General features: G+C 62.7%; 6 protein-coding genes. 2 read left to right on the top strand and 4 right to left on the bottom strand.

The genetic code is table 11. The annotated features are described in order from the left end of the window. Genes gmhB through glyQ form a run of 3 tightly spaced genes read right to left on the bottom strand, consistent with a single transcriptional unit; the run spans position 1 to position 3579 of the window. Positions 1–540 (bottom strand): D-glycero-beta-D-manno-heptose 1,7-bisphosphate 7-phosphatase, encoded by a 540-nt coding sequence (gene gmhB, locus U0029_RS13925; RefSeq protein ID WP_114852444.1) that lies wholly within the window; start codon positions 538–540, stop codon positions 1–3. Further along, the gene (glyS, locus tag U0029_RS13920; protein ID WP_114852443.1) at positions 537–2672 is read right to left on the bottom strand and encodes a glycine--tRNA ligase subunit beta; all 2136 of its coding nucleotides are present in this window, start codon (positions 2670–2672) and stop codon (positions 537–539) included. Before glyS ends, gmhB begins: the two co-directional genes overlap by 4 nt. A gap of 1 nt (position 2673) precedes the next feature. Then, entirely contained in the window at positions 2674–3579 is a 906-nt protein-coding gene (gene glyQ / locus U0029_RS13915) for a glycine--tRNA ligase subunit alpha (protein WP_012416405.1), read from the bottom strand. A gap of 242 nt (positions 3580–3821) precedes the next feature. Between glyQ and U0029_RS13910 the strand changes: the two genes are divergently transcribed. Both U0029_RS13910 and U0029_RS13905 read left to right on the top strand, forming a co-directional pair. Further along, positions 3822–4589: a crotonase/enoyl-CoA hydratase family protein gene (locus U0029_RS13910; protein WP_114852442.1), complete on the top strand. Its 768-nt coding sequence runs from the start codon at positions 3822–3824 to the stop codon at positions 4587–4589. Between the two features lie 67 nt (positions 4590–4656). After that, a complete protein-coding gene (locus U0029_RS13905; RefSeq protein ID WP_012416407.1) occupies positions 4657–6177 on the top strand; it encodes a fumarate hydratase in 1521 nt (506 codons plus the stop codon). Positions 6178–6287: 110 nt separating this feature from the next. On the opposite strand, the gene U0029_RS13900 is transcribed toward U0029_RS13905, so the two are convergent. Continuing rightward, positions 6288–18611, bottom strand: a complete 12324-nt coding sequence (locus tag U0029_RS13900; protein WP_114852441.1) for a C80 family cysteine peptidase — start codon at positions 18609–18611, stop codon at positions 6288–6290. Between the last annotated feature and the right edge of the window lie 175 nt (positions 18612–18786).

The raw sequence follows: 18786 nt of genomic DNA, 5'->3' as shown, positions 1-18786 counted from the left end.
TTATTCATCCAGGAGCAGGAGATCGACCACTTCGGCCAGGTTGGCGCAGATGCGCGTGCCGTCGGGCAGATGGCCTTTGCTGCGGGTTTTTTCGCCGTTGCCGGTTAGTACCAGCCAGGGCGAGCAGCCCGCCGAAGCCGCCGCCTGCAAGTCACGCAGAGAGTCGCCCACCGCCGGTACGCCATCCAGTTCGATGGCATAGCGTCGGGCGATGTCCCGCATCATCCCGGGCAGCGGTTTGCGGCAGTTGCAGCCTTCATCCGGCCCATGCGGGCACAGAAAGATGGCGTCGATGCTGCCGCCCAGGGCCGCCAGCTCGCGGCGCATCTTGATATGGATGGCGTTGAGCGTATCCATATCGAAGAGGCCGCGCGCCAATCCCGACTGATTGGTGGCCACCACCACGGTCCAGTCGGCCTGGGTGAGGCGTGCGATGGCTTCCAGGCTGCCCGGCAGGGCGATCCATTCGTCAGGCGATTTGACGAAGGCTTCGCTATCGCGGTTGATGACCCCGTCGCGGTCCAGGATGATGAGCTTCACTGCGCCAGCCTGGAGATGTCGGCGACCTGGTTCATCAGGCCGTGCAGCTGCTTGAGCAGAGCGAGACGGTTGGCGCGCAGGGCCGGGTCTTCGGCCATCACCATGACATCGGCGAAGAAGGCGTCCACGGGTTCGCGGGCCTGGGCCAGCGTGCGCAGATTGGCGGCGAAGTCGCCGGCGGCCAGTTGCGCTTCGGCTTGAGGTCCGAGCTGCTCGATGGAGCTGGCGAGCTTGATCTCCGCTGCGTCGGTCAGGCGGGCGGGGTCGACCTCGCCGATCTCGCCTTCGGCTTTTTTCAGCAGATTGCCGATGCGCTTGTTGGCGGCGGCCAGGCTGGCGGCTTCGGGCATCTGGTCGAAGGCGGTCACCGCGCGCACGCGCTCGGCCACTTGGTGCAGCGGCGGGTCCAGGGCAATCACGGCGTCGACCGCATTGCGGTCGTGTTCGCCGATGAGCTGATTGCGATAGCGCTCATAGATGAAGGCGCGCACCTCGGGGAGCGTGCTGGCCGGCACCTTGCCAGCCGGGAAGCTGGCTTCGGCCAGCGTCAACAAGCCGTTGAGCGACAGCGGGCCGTCTTCGCTGATCTTGAGCCAGCCGCCTGCGGCCAGCTGCTCGAAGGCGCTGATCAGGCCCAGCGCGGCGCGGCGCAGACCGAAGGGGTCACGCTCGCCGGTGGGGGCCAGGCCGATGGCCCAGATGCCGGTCAAGGTTTCGGCGCGTTCGGCCAGGAACAGCGTGACAGCGGTCAGGGTGTCCGCCGTGACCGGGCTGTCGTAGCGGTTACGGTACTGGTTGCGCAGGGCCTCGACGACTTCGGCCGGTTCGCCGTCGCCCGCCGCGTAGTAGGCGCCCATGATGCCTTGCAGCTCGGGGAATTCCCCCACCATGTTCGAGCTCAGATCGGCCTTGGCCAGCAAGGCGGCGCGGTCGCTGGCCGCTACATTGCCGCCCAGGGCCTGGGCCACGCCGCGCGCGATGGCGCGCACGCGCTCGACCCGTTCGAGCTGGGTGCCCAGCTTATTGTGATAAACGATGTTGCCCAGCGGTTCGACGCGGGCCGCCAGCGGCACCTTGCGGTCGGTTTCAAAGAAGAACTGCGCATCGGCCAGGCGCGGACGCACCACGCGCTGGTTGCCTTCGATGATATTGACCGGGTTGGCGGTGCGCATATTGCTCACGATGAGAAAGCGATGCGTGAGTTTGCCGGTCTGCTGGTCGAACAGCGGGAAATACTTCTGGTTCAGGCGCATGGTGAGGATGAGGCATTCCTGCGGCACTTGCAGGAACTGCTCCTCGAACTGGCCTACGTAAACGGTGGGGTGCTCGACCAGCGCGGTCACTTCGTCGAGCAGGGCGGCCACTGCCGGGTCATCGCCCAGCGTGCCCGCCAGCTTGCCGGCTTCGGCCAGCAACTGGCTTTCGATCTCGGCGCGGCGCTTTTCGAAGGACGCCACCACCTGCGCCTGCGCCAGCGTCGCTTCATAGGCGTCGGCCTGGGCGATGAGCACATCGCCTTCGCTCATGAAGCGATGGCCCAGGGTTGCGCGGCCGGCCTCTAGGCCCAGCACCGAGACCGGCACGATGTCGGCGCCGTGCAGGGCCACCAGACGGTGGGCCGGGCGAACGAATTTCACGGAGGTCTGGCCATCGGCCAGTTGATAACGCATGACCTTGGGGATGGGCAGGCCGTCGATGGCCTTCTCCAGGCCCTCTTGCAGGCCGGCGGCCAGTTGCGCGCCAGGGGCGGTGCCACGGGCGATCAGATAATCCTGTTTGCCGTCGGATTCGCGCTCCAGCGTGGCCGGGTCCAGGTGCTCGAGGCCTTTGGCGGCCAGCTTCTTGGCCAGCGCCGGGGTGGCTTTGCCGTCCTCGGTCAGGCCGATTTTGGCCGGCATCAGCTTTTCGGCATAGGCCTGGTCGGGGGCCTGGGCCAGAACGGCCGACAGATGCACGGCCAGGCGGCGCGGCGTGGCATAGGCGGTGACCTGGCAGCCGTCGGCCAGCAGGCCCAGGCTTTGCAGTGTGGCGCGCACGCCTTCGGCAAAGGACTCACCCAGGCGGTTCAGGGCCTTGGGCGGGAGTTCCTCGGTCAGCAGTTCAACCAGCAGGGGGCGGATAGTGGTGGTCATGTCAGGCAGCCTCCCCGGCTTTGTTGCGCAGCATGGGGAAACCCAGTCGTTCACGGGAGTCGTAATAGGCCTGCGCGACAGCGCGCGACAGGTTGCGGATGCGGCCGATATAGGCGGCGCGCTCGGTGACGCTGATCGCGCCGCGCGCGTCGAGCATATTGAAAGTATGGGCGGCTTTCAGCGCGGCCTCATAGGCCGGCAGCGCCAGCGGGACTTCCATCAGGCGCTTGGCCTCGGCTTCGTAGTCATTGAAATGCGCGAACAGCATCTCGGCCGAAGAATGTTCGAAGTTGTAGGTGGATTGCTCCACTTCGTTCTGGTGGAACACGTCGCGGTACAGCACGCGCTGACCGTTGGCGCCTTCCGTCCAGACGAGGTCATACACGCTCTCGACGTTTTGGAGGTACATGGCCAGGCGTTCCAGGCCGTAGGTGATCTCGCCCGTGGTCGGCGTGCAATCCAGGCCGCCGACCTGCTGGAAATAGGTGAACTGCGTCACTTCCATGCCGTTGAGCCAGACTTCCCAGCCCAGGCCCCAGGCGCCCAGCGTCGGGTTTTCCCAGTCGTCTTCGACAAAGCGGATGTCGTGCTGGGCCGGGTCTATGCCCAAAGCCTTGAGCGAACCGATATACAGGTCGAGGATTTCCGGGGGAGCCGGCTTGAGCACGACCTGATATTGGTAGTAGTGCTGCAAGCGGTTGGGGTTTTCGCCGTAGCGGCCGTCCTTGGGGCGGCGCGAGGGCTGGACATAGGCCGCGCGCCAGGGCTCCGGGCCGATGGCGCGCAGAAAGGTCGCCGTGTGCGAAGTACCGGCGCCGACTTCCATGTCATAGGGTTGCAGCAGGGCGCAACCTTGTTTGTCCCAGTACTCCTGGAGCGTGAGGATGATTTGCTGAAAGGTAAGCATAGGGTTCGTGGCTAGCGGTCGCCGTGCCGCAAGGGCAGGGCCGGGCGCGCGGACGCGGGAAAACCAATGATTTTAACTGGCTTGCGGCCGGTCACGGGCGGCAGGGGCGCGCAACAGGGTTTTTTGCCGCCCAGCCAGCGCCTTAACCGCCCGGCGGCTGCCATGCGCCGGCTCAATGGTCGTATCATTGCCCTTTGCCCCAGTCTTATATAAAACCGGTCAATCCGGCGGAAGGAGCCAACATGTCCGAACTCATCAAGGTGGAAGTCACCGGCGGTATTCAGATCATCACGATCAATCGTCCCGACGCCAAAAACGCCATCAACCTGGAAACCGCCGAGGCGATGGCCGCCGCGCTGGATCAGCTGGACGCCAGCGATGACATCCGCATCGGTATTCTCACTGGCGCGGGCGGCACCTTTTCATCGGGCATGGATCTCAAGGCCTTTGCGCAAAGCCGCCAGCGCCCGCTGATTCCGGGCCGGGGGTTCGCCGGTTTGAACGAGCGCCCGCCCCAAAAGCCGCTGATCGCCGCGGTTGAGGGCTATGCCCTGGCGGGGGGCTGCGAGATGGCGCTGGCCTGCGATCTGATCGTGGCCGCCGGTAATGCCAAATTCGGCCTGCCGGAAGTCAAGCGTGGCCTGGTTGCCGGTTCGGGCGGCATGATCCGCCTGCCGCGCCGCCTGCCTTATCACGTCGCCATGGAAATCGTCCTGACCGGAGACATGCTGAGCGCCGAGCGGGCCTATCAGCTTGGCCTGGTCAATCGCCTGACCGAAGCCGGTCAGGCGCTCGAAGGCGCGCTGACCCTGGCCCGCGTCATCGTCGAGAACGGCCCCCTGGCCGTGCAGACCGCCAAGGGCATCGTGCAGCAGTCGCTGGATTGGCAGCAATCCGAAATGTTCGAGCGCCAGCGTCCGCTGATCGCGCATATTTTCGAGTCCGCCGACGCCAAGGAAGGCGCGACCGCCTTCGCCGAAAAACGCAAGCCGGTGTGGCAGGGCAAATAAAACTATTTCACGCGAGGCCGGGTTTGCCGCCCGGCCTGTTGTTTTCGTTGTTTCTCACCGTACTACCATGACCGTCATCATCAAAGAAGAAGATCTGGTTCAGTCGATTGCCGACGGGATTCAGTTCATCAGCTACTACCACCCCGTCGATTACATCCGCCACCTGGCGCGCGCCTACGAGCGCGAAGAAAGCCCGGCTGCGCGCGACGCCATGGCGCAGATCCTGACCAACTCGCGCATGTGCGCCGAGGGCAAGCGTCCGCTTTGTCAGGACACCGGCATCGTCAACGTCTTCCTGAAGATCGGCATGGACGTACGCTTTGACACCAAGCACACCCTGCAAGCGCTCTGTGACGAAGGGGTGCGCCGCGGTTATACCAACCCGGAAAACCCGCTGCGCGCCTCCGTGCTGGACGACCCGATCTTCGCGCGCAAGAACACGCGCGACAACACGCCCTGTATCCTGCACGTCGAACTCGTGCCGGGCAACACGGTCGACGTGCAAGTCGCCTCCAAGGGCGGCGGCTCCGAGAACAAAACCAAGTTCGCCATGCTCAATCCCAGCGACTCGCTGGTGGACTGGGTGCTCAAGACCGTGCCGACCATGGGCGCGGGCTGGTGCCCGCCGGGCATGCTGGGTATCGGCGTGGGCGGCACGGCCGAAAAAGCCATGCTGATGGCCAAGCAGTCGCTCATGGAAGATATCGATATGTATGAGCTGCTGGCCCGCGGCCCGCAGAACAAGCTCGAAGAGCTGCGTATCGAACTCTACGAGAAGGTCAATGCGCTGGGCATCGGCGCCCAGGGTCTGGGAGGCTTGACCACGGTGCTAGACGTCAAGATCAGCACCTTCCCGACCCATGCCGCCTCCAAGCCCGTGGCCATGATCCCGAATTGCGCCGCCACACGTCATGCGCATTTCGTGCTGGACGGCTCCGGCCCGGCCCGTCTCGATCCGCCCTCCCTGAGCGAGTGGCCCGATGTGCACTGGGCGCCCGACTACAACAAGTCCAAGCAAGTGAATCTGGACACGCTGACCCGCGAAGAAGTGGCGAGCTGGAAGCCGGGCCAGACGCTGCTGCTGTCGGGTAAGATGCTGACCGGCCGCGATGCCGCGCACAAGCGAATCCAGGACATGCTGGCTCGCGGCGAGACGCTGCCGGTGGACTTCACCAACCGCGTGATCTATTACGTCGGCCCGGTCGATCCGGTGCGTGACGAAGTGGTCGGCCCGGCAGGTCCCACTACCGCCACCCGCATGGACAAGTTCACCGAGATGATGCTGGCCCAGACTGGCCTGATCTCCATGATCGGTAAGTCCGAGCGCGGCCCGGTCGCCATCGAGGCCATCAAGAAGCATCAATCCGCCTACCTCATGGCGGTTGGCGGCGCGGCCTATCTGGTGTCCAAGGCCATCCGCGAGGCCAAGGTGCTGGCTTTCGAAGACCTCGGCATGGAGGCCATCTACGAGTTCGACGTCAAGGACATGCCCGTGACCGTTGCCGTGGATGCCCAAGGCACCTCGGTGCACACCACCGGTCCCAAAACCTGGCAGGCCAAGATCGGCAAGATCCCGGTGGTTGCCTAACCCCGTGCATTGAGGGCAATGGAGCTGGCCCGCCCGCGGGCTGGCTCCGCTGCCTGCTGAGCTTGGCATTCTTAGCCTTGACAGGGGCAGGGATCGCGCGTTTGCCTAGCCTAATCGTTTGGTCTGGCGTGCACCGTTGCGGATTTATCGTCAGGATCCCAGTCTAGTCGCGTGCCGTGCATCTGTAGTCCATTCAGAAGATGCTGTGTATGTTTGCCAAGAGGGGTTTCCTCGAGGAATTCCTGTAAATCGGGCGCATCGGTGTCTTCGAGATAATCCAGGGTCATCGTATTGATGATGTTTTCCTGCACGATTTTCGAGGGGCGTTCGTTCTCGTAGCCATAGGCCTTGGACATCATCGCATACTGCGCCAGCACGACATCGCTTGCAAAATAGGGCGGCGTTTTGTTCCTGCGATAGTTGGCCTGCATGATCCAGGTGTCTGGAGAATAGGCATTGGTGAAGCTGTTTTGGAAGACGCCAGGGTCCCTATCGCTGAGCAGGTAGTTGAAGCCGCCTTCATGCCGGAAATAAAATTGCCCGCTTTGGGTCAGTAAGTCGATGGCTGCCCTGCGTTCGGGCGTGGCGAGATAATTGCCAAGAGCATCGCCAGCCCTTGCCTGGGATGTGTCGAAAGCAAACTTCACGTCTGATGCATCGATGGCATAGCCGCTTGGCTTGATGTTTAAGCCAGCCAGCAGGCGCCGGGCCTGTTTGCCTGCCTGCGTCTCGTTAATGAAGGCGTGTAGGCCTGCGGCCTGATCCGCATACGGGGCCACTTTTTGTTTATCACTATCGTTGAGTCTGAAACTGATGGTGCTGGGCAGCTGGTTTTGGAAACCATGCTCTGAGCCCGCCACCAGGTATTGCGCCAGAACCACGTCGGTACTGTTAAAGCGCGGCTCAGGCTGAGTTCGGACCTCGGGTGCCAGCACCGTCCAGTTGTTGGGCGCAATGACATTGCGGTAGCTATGCTTGGGTCCAGGGTCCTTGCTCTGGATGACCTCCATCCCAGGGATGCTGTACTCGGGGTTTTCCGTGAGATCCCTGTGCTCCATGTAATTCATTACGAAATCGAAGCGGCGTCTGTTATCAGGGTCGGAGAGATAGGCTGCCAATACCTGTGGGACCTCAGAAGATGCCGCGGCGTGGATGGTTTCGTCTGATGTTTGTGCCTGGGCGGGCAGGGCGCGCTTGGCCGGCGGCGGTGCGCTGCCGGATGACGCGGCCTCGGCAGGCAGGGGGCGTTTTGACCCCGTGGCGGGGCTGGGCGTGGGAGCGGCCTGCGCCGCCGATGCGTCGGTCGCTGATGGGTTTTCGACAGAATGCGCCGGGTAGATGCCGGTCACGCTGTGACGTCGGGCGGCTGCGGATGGGCGCAGGCGAGGCCCTTCGGGACTGTATAGTGGATAGTCGACCAGCGCGTCGACCATACCCGCATCCGGGCGCGCCTGCATCTGCGCATCCTCTAGCACTGCCCGCAGCACGTTTTGATTGTCGTAGGCCTTCAGGCGCAGGCGCAACGGAGTGTGGCTAGGGAAGAGCACTTCCTGGATGCTGTCGAAGATCGGATCTGTCAAATTAGCGAGCGGTGTGATGCTCGCGCCTCGTCCGGCGATGTGCAGCAAGGCGGTTGGGCCTTCCTGAGGGTTGAGGTACTGTCGGGCAGTTGCGACATTTTCCGATGTGGACATCATGGCTGGTTCGACATAGATGCCACCTTCTTCGAGCTGCTCCAGCGGCTGTGCCCATTGCCCTCGGTGCACCAACCCTTTCTCGTTATGGAAGCCCGCTTCGATCAAGTGGCGCGCGCCTGAATCGGCCGCTTCGATCAAGGCTTGCACGGGCCCTGAGGGCGCCTGAGCGCGTAAGGCCTGGTTGATGTCGCCGCTGGCGTGGATGTAATGCATCAGTGCGATGGCTTCGTGCGGCGAGAGCACCTGCGCTGCGGGCTGGTTCTCCGACATCATGGACAGATAGTTGTCCGCGTACTGCCCGGCCTGTGCCGGACTCAGCCTGGGCAGCAATTGGAAGATTTGTTGCAGCGTCTGCCTGCGTTGCTGTTGCTGCCTTTGCTCGGCAAAGAAGGCGGACAGCCTGCTGTCTGGTTCGGAGTCGCTGTCGCTATCGGTGCTGCTGCTGCTGCTGGAGTCGTCGTCGCCCAGACCGCCCTTGGCCACGCGGATTTTATGGCCCTCCGGAGCGATATCGATCTTGCCCTGATAGCCTTTGACCGCGATCTCCGGCCGTTGCAATGTTTGTTCGACCTGGCTGCGCAGATCCTGGCCTGAGCACGCGCCGGAGTCGCAGGCGACCAGTGACAGTTTGCTCACAGCGTCGGTCAATAGGGGGCTGATGCCCTCGATGAGGGATCGTGCATCGCGGCCGCCCAGGGTAGGCTGGCCATCCGCGGTTGCGCCGTGACCCACCAGTTGGATCTTAACGGGTCCTTTTTTCGTGTTGACAGCGGCGCGCAACAGTTTCAGTTCTCCAGAAGGTAGTTGCTGCATGATTACTGTGTTGTTGGCGTGCTTTGCCGCCAGTCGGCGGGCTGCCTGGCGTGTCAGGGGCTCGTTGTCGGCTAGCACGACGATACGGCGTCCATAGTCAGGATGGCTGCCAAGGTGAGGGGGCGGGTTTGCCAAGTTGGCGCCCGGCCTTTCCACTTTGCCGGCCGCTTGCGAAACGGGCAGGTAGGACGAGGCGGGAAGAGTCTTGCGCTTCGCCTCGCCAGAGGTCGGCGCCACGTTGGGTGCGACGCTGAGGATGGCCTGTTTCCCCTCGGGCGATTCTTGCAGCGGTGTGGCATGCATACCCAAGCCTTCCAGAATGCGTTGGATATGTTTTCCATTGGGGGGGGCTTTCAGCAAGCGTCCCCGGTCTGGTTGAGAGCCGGCCTGTTCGAAGAATTGCGCTGTAGCCTCGTTGACGATGTTGTCGCGAACAATGGCCTTGGGCTGTTGGCCGTAATAGCCATATTTCTTGGCTGTTGTGTCTGTCCTGGCTTTTGCCGGATGCGTTTTGGCCGTGCCGTCCTCCTTGGTCCGCAATGCGGATTTGGCGGGCGTGGTGGCGACGGATTTGCTTGTTCTCTTGAGGGCGCTCTGGCCGGCTTCCTTGGGAGTGCCGCTGGCGGGCAGATGTTTGGGGGCCGGGGTGTCTTTGGGGATAGCGGCTTTGCGGCTTGCCGCGTCGGTATCCTGCCGGCTGGGATATTCCTTGGGGCGTGCGGTTGGAGGCCGTCCGCCCATGGGGGGCGGCCCGCTGCTGCGGGATGCCTGGGCGTCGGCGCGGATGCCGGTGGCGAGTGTCGTGTTGCGCCGAACGGTATTGACGGATCGGCCTGCCGCCGCTTTGGCGGCGGGCTGGCGATTCGGCGCGATATCCATCGTCGCGTTGCGGCTCACCGGGTCGAAGGACAGCGAGGTTGCATGCATATCCAAGGCGTCGAGGATGCGGTTGGTGTACTTCCCGTTGGGGGTTTCTTTGAGATAGCGCTGGATGTCCGGCGCAGGACCCGCCTCGCTGAAAAACTTGAGCGATTGTGCGTTACTGATGTGGTCCTGTACGAAACGCGAAGGCAGGGTGCCGTAGTAGCCGTGTTTTTTGGCGACGTTAGCGTATTGGGCCAGCATGACATCGTTGGCGAAATAAGGCCGGTCGCGGTTGGGCCGGGCGATGCTCAGCACGGTCCATGTCGATGGAGAGAAGGCGTTGACGAACAGGTTCATGGGCAGGTCGGGATTTCTATCCGACAGAAAATGCGTGCTGCCTGGCAGGTTCGGACGATTTTCTTTGCGCCAGTGGAAGTCCGGTGAGTTCAGCAACATCTCGACTGCTGTCTTGCGTGCGGGCTGGGCGAAGTAGTCCGCCAGCATATCGGCCGGAGCATCTGGTCTGGTTTGCACATTCAGCGATATCCGGCTGCGTTGCATATCCGTTTCTATGCTTTGCGCCTGCACGCCGATCGCCTGCATGAGGTTCTGCGCGCGCCGGCCCGCAGGGCTTGTCGCCAGGAAGTCTGATAGGGACACGGTATCGCCTTGCCCGACGATGCTTTTGAAGTTCTGCAGGTGCAAACCAAAGGTGAGTTTGGCAGGCCGCTGATTCAGAAAACCCTCTTCTGATCCCGCGCGTATGAACTGCGCCACCGCGACATCGGTGGTGTTGAAACGCGGTTCCGGCCGGGTGCGCAGATCCGGCTCGTGGATATACCACTCACTAGCCGAATAACTATTGGTATACATATGCCGGGCATGCGGATCAGACGTCTGCATGACACGCACGTCTGGCCCTTCGTTGACATAGAACTCCGTTTCATCCGAGTGTTCCATCTCCTTGCCCTGCACGAAATCGAAGCGCTTTTTATTGTCGAGGTCGGACAAATACTTCGCCAGCACGTCGGTCTGTGCAGCGGGGGACTCGGCAGCCGTTTTCTTCTGCTTCGCCGTTTTGTCTTGGCTCCTGCTTTTAACGTTGATTTTTTTATCCGTCGCGCGCTTGGCGCCCGGCTCTGTGGTTTTGGCCGGCACGCGCTTGGGACCCAGGCCGCCGCTCTCGACACTGATTTTGCGCCCATCGGGGACGACATCGATGTTGCCGCCGTATCCCTTGACAGGCGTTGCGGGCAGGTGGGCCTGAAGCAGGCTGCTGATGTCCTTGCCGGGGCAGTTTCCCGAGCCGCATGAGACGAGCGCGATCTTGGCGGGCGTGTGGCCGAGTAAGGGTTGGATCTGGGTCGCGAGTTCGGCCGCGCTATAGCCCCCGATGGTCGGCGGTTTGTCCGCGGTATTGCCATGACCGACGATCTGGATTTTTTCCGGGCCAGCCGCCATGTCTGGGGCGGCGCGCAAGATCTTTGTCTCACCGGATGCCAGCCATTGCCGCAGCTCGGTGTTCGCGGGGTGCTTGTCAGCCAGGCGTTCAGCCGATTGCAGGGCTTGGAGATCGTCGCCGACTACCACGACGGTGCGTTTGCGGTACGGATCGGTTTGGCTTTGCGGGCGGTTCTGCGGCGGGGAACTAGGGTTGTCGTTCAGGAAAGAGGCAGATTCCGTGGCGGCCGCAACGCGGATTTCAGGGCCGTTGATCTGGCCTGTTGTCAGGTCCAGTACGGGCTGTCCGTTCTTGGGTTTGCTTTCTTTGATGACAATGAAATCGGTCTGTTCGGAGACATTGGGTGCATACCGGATGTGTCTTTGCTCACGATGGTTGACTTCAAAGATGGTATTGGGTTTAAAGATGATTTCGGATTGTTTGGTGACGTTGCCGACGTTGATGCCCGTCTCGCCTTCCACAAGGAAGAATACGGGCTTCATGGGTTCGCCGAGTTCCATGTGGGCGCGCATTGCTTTTCGCACATGGTGTGCGCTGGCGGAAGTAGACATCAGGGCTTTGTCTGCAAATCGGGTGCCGGGCTGGAGCAGGTCTATGGCTGGCATGACGCTGCCATCGACCCATCGATAGGAGGTGGAGGATGCGCCGGGCAGTTGATCAAGCGCCTGGGATATGGCGGCGGCCAGGTCGGCGGCGGGCTGTGTATGGGCCGGGTTCAGCGTCTTGCCGGTGCGTAAAACGGTGTTGATATCGGCGAAGGAAAGCCCGGGTATGTGTTTAGCGCCACGGTAAAAATCAAGCGCTTCGCGCTGGGGAGCGGGCAGATCTTCGATGGCCTGCCGCGTGTGCGTTTCATATTTGAGCTCATGCAGCAAGGCATTGGTGTCGCCGCTGCGGCGCAGCTCAAAGCCCAGTGCGAAGAGATCTACCATGCCGTGGCCGATGCCTTCGGAGATCGGCAGGTCGGCATCCCCGCCTGACCCGGCGGCCGGTTGGCGGGGCGCCCCATGCGAGAGGCTGTCCTCGAGGACGGCGTCAGGGCGCTGCCGGATGCTGCCGGTGTCACCCGTGGGGGTGGGGGGATCCTGGGTGCTGTCTGAGGGGTGTCGCTGGTAGGAGACCAGTGTCACATTGATGTGGTCAAGATCGGCGACTGCCATCGGACGTGGGCTGTCGTTGTCCGGCGCATCGCTATCCTGGGGGGTGATCTTGCCGAACTTTCCGCCCTTCTTGAAATCCGTAGCTAAGGGCCCGTCCAGATTGCCCTCGTCCTGCTCTTGCTTGGCCTTTTTCCTTCCCAGATCGAGTTTGGAGAGGGTGATGTTGATGTCATTTTGGGCCCACTTTCTATCGTCTTCGATCGTGCGGATACGGCTGACGTTTTCATTGAGCTGGCCCTCTGTGGCCCCAGTGCTTATCTGGCCATGGCCTTGGCGCTGGCCGACGTCGATGGTGCTATGCAGGGTGGCGGCGAAATGCTCGCCGGCGATGCGGCCGCCCGAAAGGGAGACGGTGGGCAGGCTGGTGGTGCCGGAGATGCCGATGGAGCCGCCGGCATAGCCGCCATCGTGGTCACGGTATTCCTTAAGGTCAGCGACGGACAAGGTGCCCTTGATGTCCACCTTGGCGCCTTTGCCGGCGGCACTGATCTCGCCGCCGGTCAATCGGGCATTGCCCTGTACGCTCAGGTCCAGCTTGTCGTTGGCGGCGAGGCCGGCGATCTGTTTGGCCAGGGCAGAGTTGTCGTGTTCGTGGCGCGCGGTCCCGCCCAGGTTGAAGGTTAGGGTGCCGAGGGTGCGGTTATTGATGGCCGCGCCCATCGAGGCATTCCAGCTGCCGCCCTGGGTCTTGCTCTGTTGGGTGTCGAGCTGGGTTTGCACATGCAGCGCGCCGCCGACCTTGGCCAGAATGGGTCCGCTGGCCTGGGCGCGCGCGCCCAGCAACAGCAGATCGCGCTTGCTATCGAGCTTGACCTGTTGGGCCAGGATGCGGCTGTGGTTATGCAGCAGGCTGTCGTTGTTGCTGATGCTGTGCGAGCCGGCCATGCTCAGGTTGACGCCCAGGCCGCAGGATGCCTGGATGGCGTTGCAGCTGGCGGATCCGTTCATGTAGAGGCTGACGCTGTGTTGCTCCCCCCATGATTTTTCGTTGGTCTTGGCGGACGTCAGCACGATGTTGCGGGCCGAGATCAGGTCAACGTGTTGGCCGCCGGAGAACTGCGTGCCAGCGAGCCGGATATCGCCCTGGTTGCTGACCAGCCGTATGTTGCCGCCTACGACATTGGTGTTTTCCGCGGTGCGCCTGTAATGGGATTTGCTGTTGCCAATCTCCATGCCCGCGCTCAGGGTGAGTTCGGCGGTGTCATTGAGCAGCAGATTGCTGAGGTCGCCCGCGACCTGGGCAGTTGTCATCAGCGGATCGACCTCGCGTCCCTGCGCGGCCTGTTGGGCGGTGACGCCGGCGTGGGTGGCCACATCGATCAAGGAAGATTGAGCGCTGGCTTTGGTGCCGAGGAAAAAGCTCTGGCTTGTTTCGTGTTGCTCGTGGATATCAAGGTATTTGGTGTTGGCGATGTCACCCGCAGTGATGTTCAGATTGCCATCGTGCAGGGCCGAGGCCTGGTTGCGGTCGGCGTTGATGTCGGCGCCGCCCATGTCGAAAGTCTTCGTCACCCATACCTTGCCGTTACCCAGGTTTAGCTGGGCATTTTGCTGGGTGGTGGTCTGGCTTTCCGTTTTGGCGTTCTCGAAATACAGGCCGAATTTCAGTTCTGCCCCCGCCATTTGGCCGTCGCCGGCATGGCTCTGCATTTTGCCGCCGACGCTCTCGAAGCTGGCTTCCTTGCCGCCGGCACCCGCCCGGCCGCTGGCCAGGAGGCCGAAAGTCGTTTCTTGCTGCCGATAGATGCTGTGCGTGGCGCTGGCGGCGGCCATCATCCGACCGCCGACGTCTACTTGGCTGTGCTCGGCCTGGATGCGGCCGCCCCTCATGAGCAGGTCCTGGGCCACGTCGATCTTCAGGTCCCGGGCGGAGAGGGTCGAGCCCGCGCCCTGGTCGCGGGTCTGGTGGGTTTGGGTGATGCGCGCGCCCAGCAGGCCCAGATCAAGCTCCAGCCTTTGGCTGCTGGAGATTTCGCGCACCTCGCCCAGATTCAGGGTCTGAGCCGTCAGCGACAGTTGCTGGCCGCTCAGGCTGGCGCCCAGGGTGTTGAGGTGTTGGCCGGCCTTGAGTGTGAGCGCCTGCTCGGCAAACAGGCCAGTTGTGTGATCTTTGACGAGGGCGGCCTCCTCGTCGGTCGTCATGCCGGTCAGAATCTCCAGATTGCGGTCCGCGTCCAGCTCCAGATGCCGGCCCCTGAGGATACCGCCCTTGATGTAGAGGTTGCGGCCCTGCAGGTGGGCAGTCTGATCGGCCTGGATGCCACCGTGAACGTGGTCGCTGTTGATGATTTTGACGTCGCCCTCCTGGACCTGGATATCGATATTGCGGGCAAGCGTCAGGGCATTGTTTTGCATGACATCGCCATGCTCCGTGACGATACGGATATCGCCGCCGGAGGCCATGACTGCGCCGCCTGCGGCTTGTTGAGCAGCCAGGGCGGCGACGGTGCGATCGCTGAGGTATACCTTGGGCATGAGCACGACTGTGCCATTGACCGGGGTCCAGACGTACCAGACGATATCGTCTTTCAGCCCGGCCAGCTGGGTGGCGTTCAAGGCTTTGCCGACTTGCAGGCTCAGCGCGGTTCGGGCTTGCGCGGCGTTGTCTATGAGGGCCTTGGCCAAGGCCGCGCCGCTGGCGGCTTGACGCAGATACTGCGCGCCCATCAATCGCTCCGCCTGGCGCTGTATGAGGATGGTGTCGAAGTAGTTGTCGCCACCGACATAAGTTTTTTCGCCTGGGGTATAGCCGATTTTCTCAAAAAAGTAGTCTGATCCGTAGAACGCTTCCTGCTTGACGAATGGCACGCGGGACTCGTAATAGGGGGTGCCGGCGTTTACAGCGGCACCAGAGTGGCCGAACAGATGATGATTGGCCAGAGTGTCGTCAAGCGCGGCCTTGAAATCGCTGTCTTGCAGCGTTGATACGTAGTAGGCCTGGCGGTGTGCGGCTTCGCGGCGTTTGGCCTGTTCCTCGGCGCGTTGCCGGGTGCGTTCTTCTTCGGCTTTGCGCTGGGCCTCTTGCGCGAGGAAGTTTTGCATTGCTTCCTTGGTGGGAAAGCGATGTTTGACACCGTCGATGAGGGTTTCGAACAGCGCTTGGCTGTCGGGTTCGGTGCCGGGTGTGGTGTTGTCGGCCGGCGGGGTGCTGCCGGTGTCGGACGGACGAGGTAGATTCCAGTTTTTGATGGCCTGTTCGAGGGCGGCTTGCAGTGAGGCATCAAGCCCTGATGGCAAAAGCGTGGTGACGTTCTCGCCGTTTTGCAGGCTGCCATTGACATGCAAGCCTGCATAGCCGCCCAGGGTGGTTTTGAGCTTGGGGTAGAAGGTCATGGTGCTGCCGCGCCGGCCTTCCTTGAATTCCCGCCAGCGTTGGCCGAGCTGCGCCTCGCTCAGGCCCTTCCAGTCGGCGCCTAGGGCGTGGCTCAAGGCGTCACTGAGCCGGGGAGAGGCATTGATGGAGTAGCTGGCGAGGGCGTCGGCATACCAGGCGTGCGAATAGGTATACAGGCCCCAGATAGTGCTCGATTGACCATCGAAAATATGTTGCATCAGGTCGAACAGGCTGGCGAAGCGCTCCGTCTTGGGGGTGAGGATTGCTGCGCTGTGCGTCGTTTTGATTTCGATGCCGTCTATGTTCTTCAGGTAGTCCTGTATGGAAATCTGGCGGGAGAAGGATTGATTGCGGACATCGGCGTCGATACGCTGTGTGCCCTGGGTCGTCAGCCGCCCCTGGTTGAGCACCTGATTGGCTTGGTTCAGGCGGCGATGCTGATTAATGTCCATATTGCCGCCGCTGTGAATGACACCTTGTTGGACCGCCAGTGAGGAAACGATTTCGCTTGCAATAAAGGGTTGCAGCTCCATCGCGATGAGCGTGAGCGGGAAGGTGCGCGCGGCGACGGCGCGGCCGATCTGTTGGCCGGTCTTTGGGTTGAAGCCCACGCTGCCGGTCAGCGTTGAGAGGTTCTCGAGCTTGGGGGTGTCGATGACCATGTCGCCGCGGCTCTCGATGCGGCCGCTCAGATTGCGCAGCAACTGTGCGGCCTGGATGGCGGCAGCTGCGTTGGCGTAGATCAGGCCGTGCGAGTGATTGAGGATGCGCTGGCTTTTCAGACCGATGTTGCGCTGGGCCCAGATCAGGGCGCCGTCATGGTTGTTGATGTCTGCCTGGGCGTTCAAGATGATGTCGCCCCCCGACTCGAGGGCGGCATAGTTGTCGATGTTGCCCGCCTTGGCTTCCAGGCGCAGGGTTGCGGTCTGGCTGATGGGGGCTTGGATCTGAATCCGAGGCGCTACGAGGTCCAGGAACTCGGTGGCCGAGGGGGCATGGCCGTCGAGCACCAGGTCGGCGCCCGTTTTAAAGCGCACGCGCGCTCCAGTGATCTGCCCCTGGCCTCGATGTGCGCCAGTCTCGATGTCCAGTTGTTCCGCGGCGTTGATATGGCCGGTATTAGCGAGGCGCTGCGGGGCGAGCAGGGCGGCATTCTGACCCCAGATATCACCGTCGTTGTCCAGGGAGGCGGCCACCAGGGCCAGTGTCTTGCCTTGCAGCCGCGCCTGATCGCCATTGCGCACAGACGCGGCACGCAGGATGGTGTCGAGCGCGCCCTCGATGCGGCCGGTATTGCGCAGATCATTCTGGACGTCGATAGTCAGTTTGCCGTGGCCGGTGCTTAGTTCGCCGGTGTTGTGCAGGGTGTCGGCCTGGAGGGACAGGCTGTCGCCCATGAGGGTGCCGCTGTTGTCTGCGCCGCCGCGGGCGCGGATGCGTAGTTCGCCGGCGGCGTCTATCGTGCCCGTATTGTCCAGGGTTTGGTCCAGGTCGAGCGTGAGAGGGCCCGAGAAGGCATTCAGGGCGCCGTGATTGCTCAGGCTGGCGCTGGCGAGGGTCAGCTGTTCGCCCTGGAGTGCGCCGGAGTTGTGCAGGGCTTGTTGCGTGGCCAGTGTCAGCGCGCCTTGCGCGCTGATGATGCCGGGGTTTCGCAGCTCACCCTGGGTTTCAATGCGGAGTTCGCCGCCGCCCACACTGAGCAAACCTTGGTTGTCCAGGGTGCCTGCCTGGATGTGGGTATCGCCCTGTCGCACAAGCAGGCCGCAGCAGCTGCGGGGAGAGGGGCGGGCGGCCGGCGTCGTGTCGGGTGCAAACGATGGCGGTCTGCCTTGAGCGTCGGTCTTGACCGAGGTGTCGGGGACGGCCGCCTGCCAGTCCGCCTGGCTTTGGTAGTCGCCAGTCAGTTGGATAGCGGCGGCCGGTGTTTGCGCGTTTTTGCCCTCCACGCTGAGCAGGGCCGAGGTCAGGGACAGGGATTGCGCCTGGATATGCAGGGTGTTGGCGTGGGCATTGCCCGCGAACGCGACCTGGCCGCCTGTCTGAATGCTCAGGGCTTCACCGGAGATGATGTTGCCGGCCTGGGCCAGGGTGACAGTCTGCCCGGCCTTGATGAAGGTATTGCCACGGGCGGTGCTGTGGGCAAGAACAATATCGCCGTTGGCTTGCACGCGGATGTCACTGGGAGATCGCAGCGATCCCTGCAGGCGCACGCCGGCACCGGCGTCGGTGGCCTGGATATAGATGTGGGCGCCATGCATGGCGCCCAGCGCGCTGGCGCTGATCAGGGTCTGCGGTGTTGCGGCTGGGGCGGGCAGGGCGGTGATTTGGCCGCTGCGCAGGTCGAGTTGGTTATGGCCGGCTTGTAGTCTCAGGGTGGCGGGGGATGAGGAGGCCGGGGCGATCGGACCGTTGATCCGCATGCTCTGTGCGATGAGGTCGAAGGTTTGCAGGCCGTCGGTGTTCACACCCCCAGCGCCGATGTCGATGGTGCCTTGTTGTGTCCATAGCGTCAGGGTCTTGTTGTCGTGCCGGACAGACCCGGTCGATAAGGTGAGGGCCCGGGTGTTGAGGGTGGACAGGCCATCGACACTGATACCGTTGGGGTTGGCGATGATAAGTGCGGCGCGTTTGCCAAAAATCTCCAGCGTGCCTTGGAGCCTTGAGGGTTCGCCGGGCGAGGTGACTTCGGCCAGGATGCTGTCGGCCGGCGGGCCGCTGCCCAGTTTGGGGTTCTTGAGGATGTATCCGGCCAGTTGCGAGCGGCCATCGTGGGTGCTGTTGTTGAAAACGGCGCCGGGCTGCTCGATATCCAGTTTCTCGAAGCGGTTGCGCGACAGGCCCTGGCTGTCAGGCGGGGCGATATTGATGACAGGCACGCCATTAGGCGCGGGAATGGCCGAGACCTGCGGGCCATCGGGCACGATGGCGGCCCGCGCGGGCAGCGCCATGAGCAGGCCTGCCAGGGGAAGCAGGCGGATCAGCAGGCGGGAGCGACCGATAAAGAGGCCGGCGCTCCCGCAGGCGACGCCGCTGCGGATCTCCGCGACCGCGATCCATTGGCCGGTGCGCCCATGCCGGCGCAGGCGATAGCAGTTCTTGTTCATGGCGAGGGTGTTTGGGTAGGCAGCAAACAAATCGGCGGCCGGGATATCAGCAACCTGTTTGGGGCAGGATGAGAGGGCCGACGTTAATCGTTTGCAGTGTAGGGATGAGGTTTTTCGACTTCCGGGAGCCGCTGCGCTTATAAGACTGGTGAGGCAGTGATGCGCTTTGGGCGAG

Origin of the sequence: Bordetella avium, assembly GCF_034424645.1 — a bacterium.
Lineage (GTDB): Bacteria > Pseudomonadota > Gammaproteobacteria > Burkholderiales > Burkholderiaceae_B > Bordetella > Bordetella avium.
The sequence above is the reverse complement of the archived record's forward strand: the minus strand, read 5'-3'. Positions and strand labels throughout refer to the sequence as shown.

Excerpts from the sequence above, each read along its gene's own strand:
- glyQ (WP_012416405.1), bottom strand. The coding sequence starts at position 3,579 with ATGCTTACCTTTCAGCAAATCATCCTCACGCTCCAGGAGTACTGGGAC.
- U0029_RS13900 (WP_114852441.1), bottom strand. The coding sequence starts at position 18,611 with ATGAACAAGAACTGCTATCGCCTGCGCCGGCATGGGCGCACCGGCCAA.
- U0029_RS13905 (WP_012416407.1), top strand. The coding sequence starts at position 4,657 with ATGACCGTCATCATCAAAGAAGAAGATCTGGTTCAGTCGATTGCCGAC.
- U0029_RS13910 (WP_114852442.1), top strand. The coding sequence starts at position 3,822 with ATGTCCGAACTCATCAAGGTGGAAGTCACCGGCGGTATTCAGATCATC.
- glyS (WP_114852443.1), bottom strand. The coding sequence starts at position 2,672 with ATGACCACCACTATCCGCCCCCTGCTGGTTGAACTGCTGACCGAGGAA.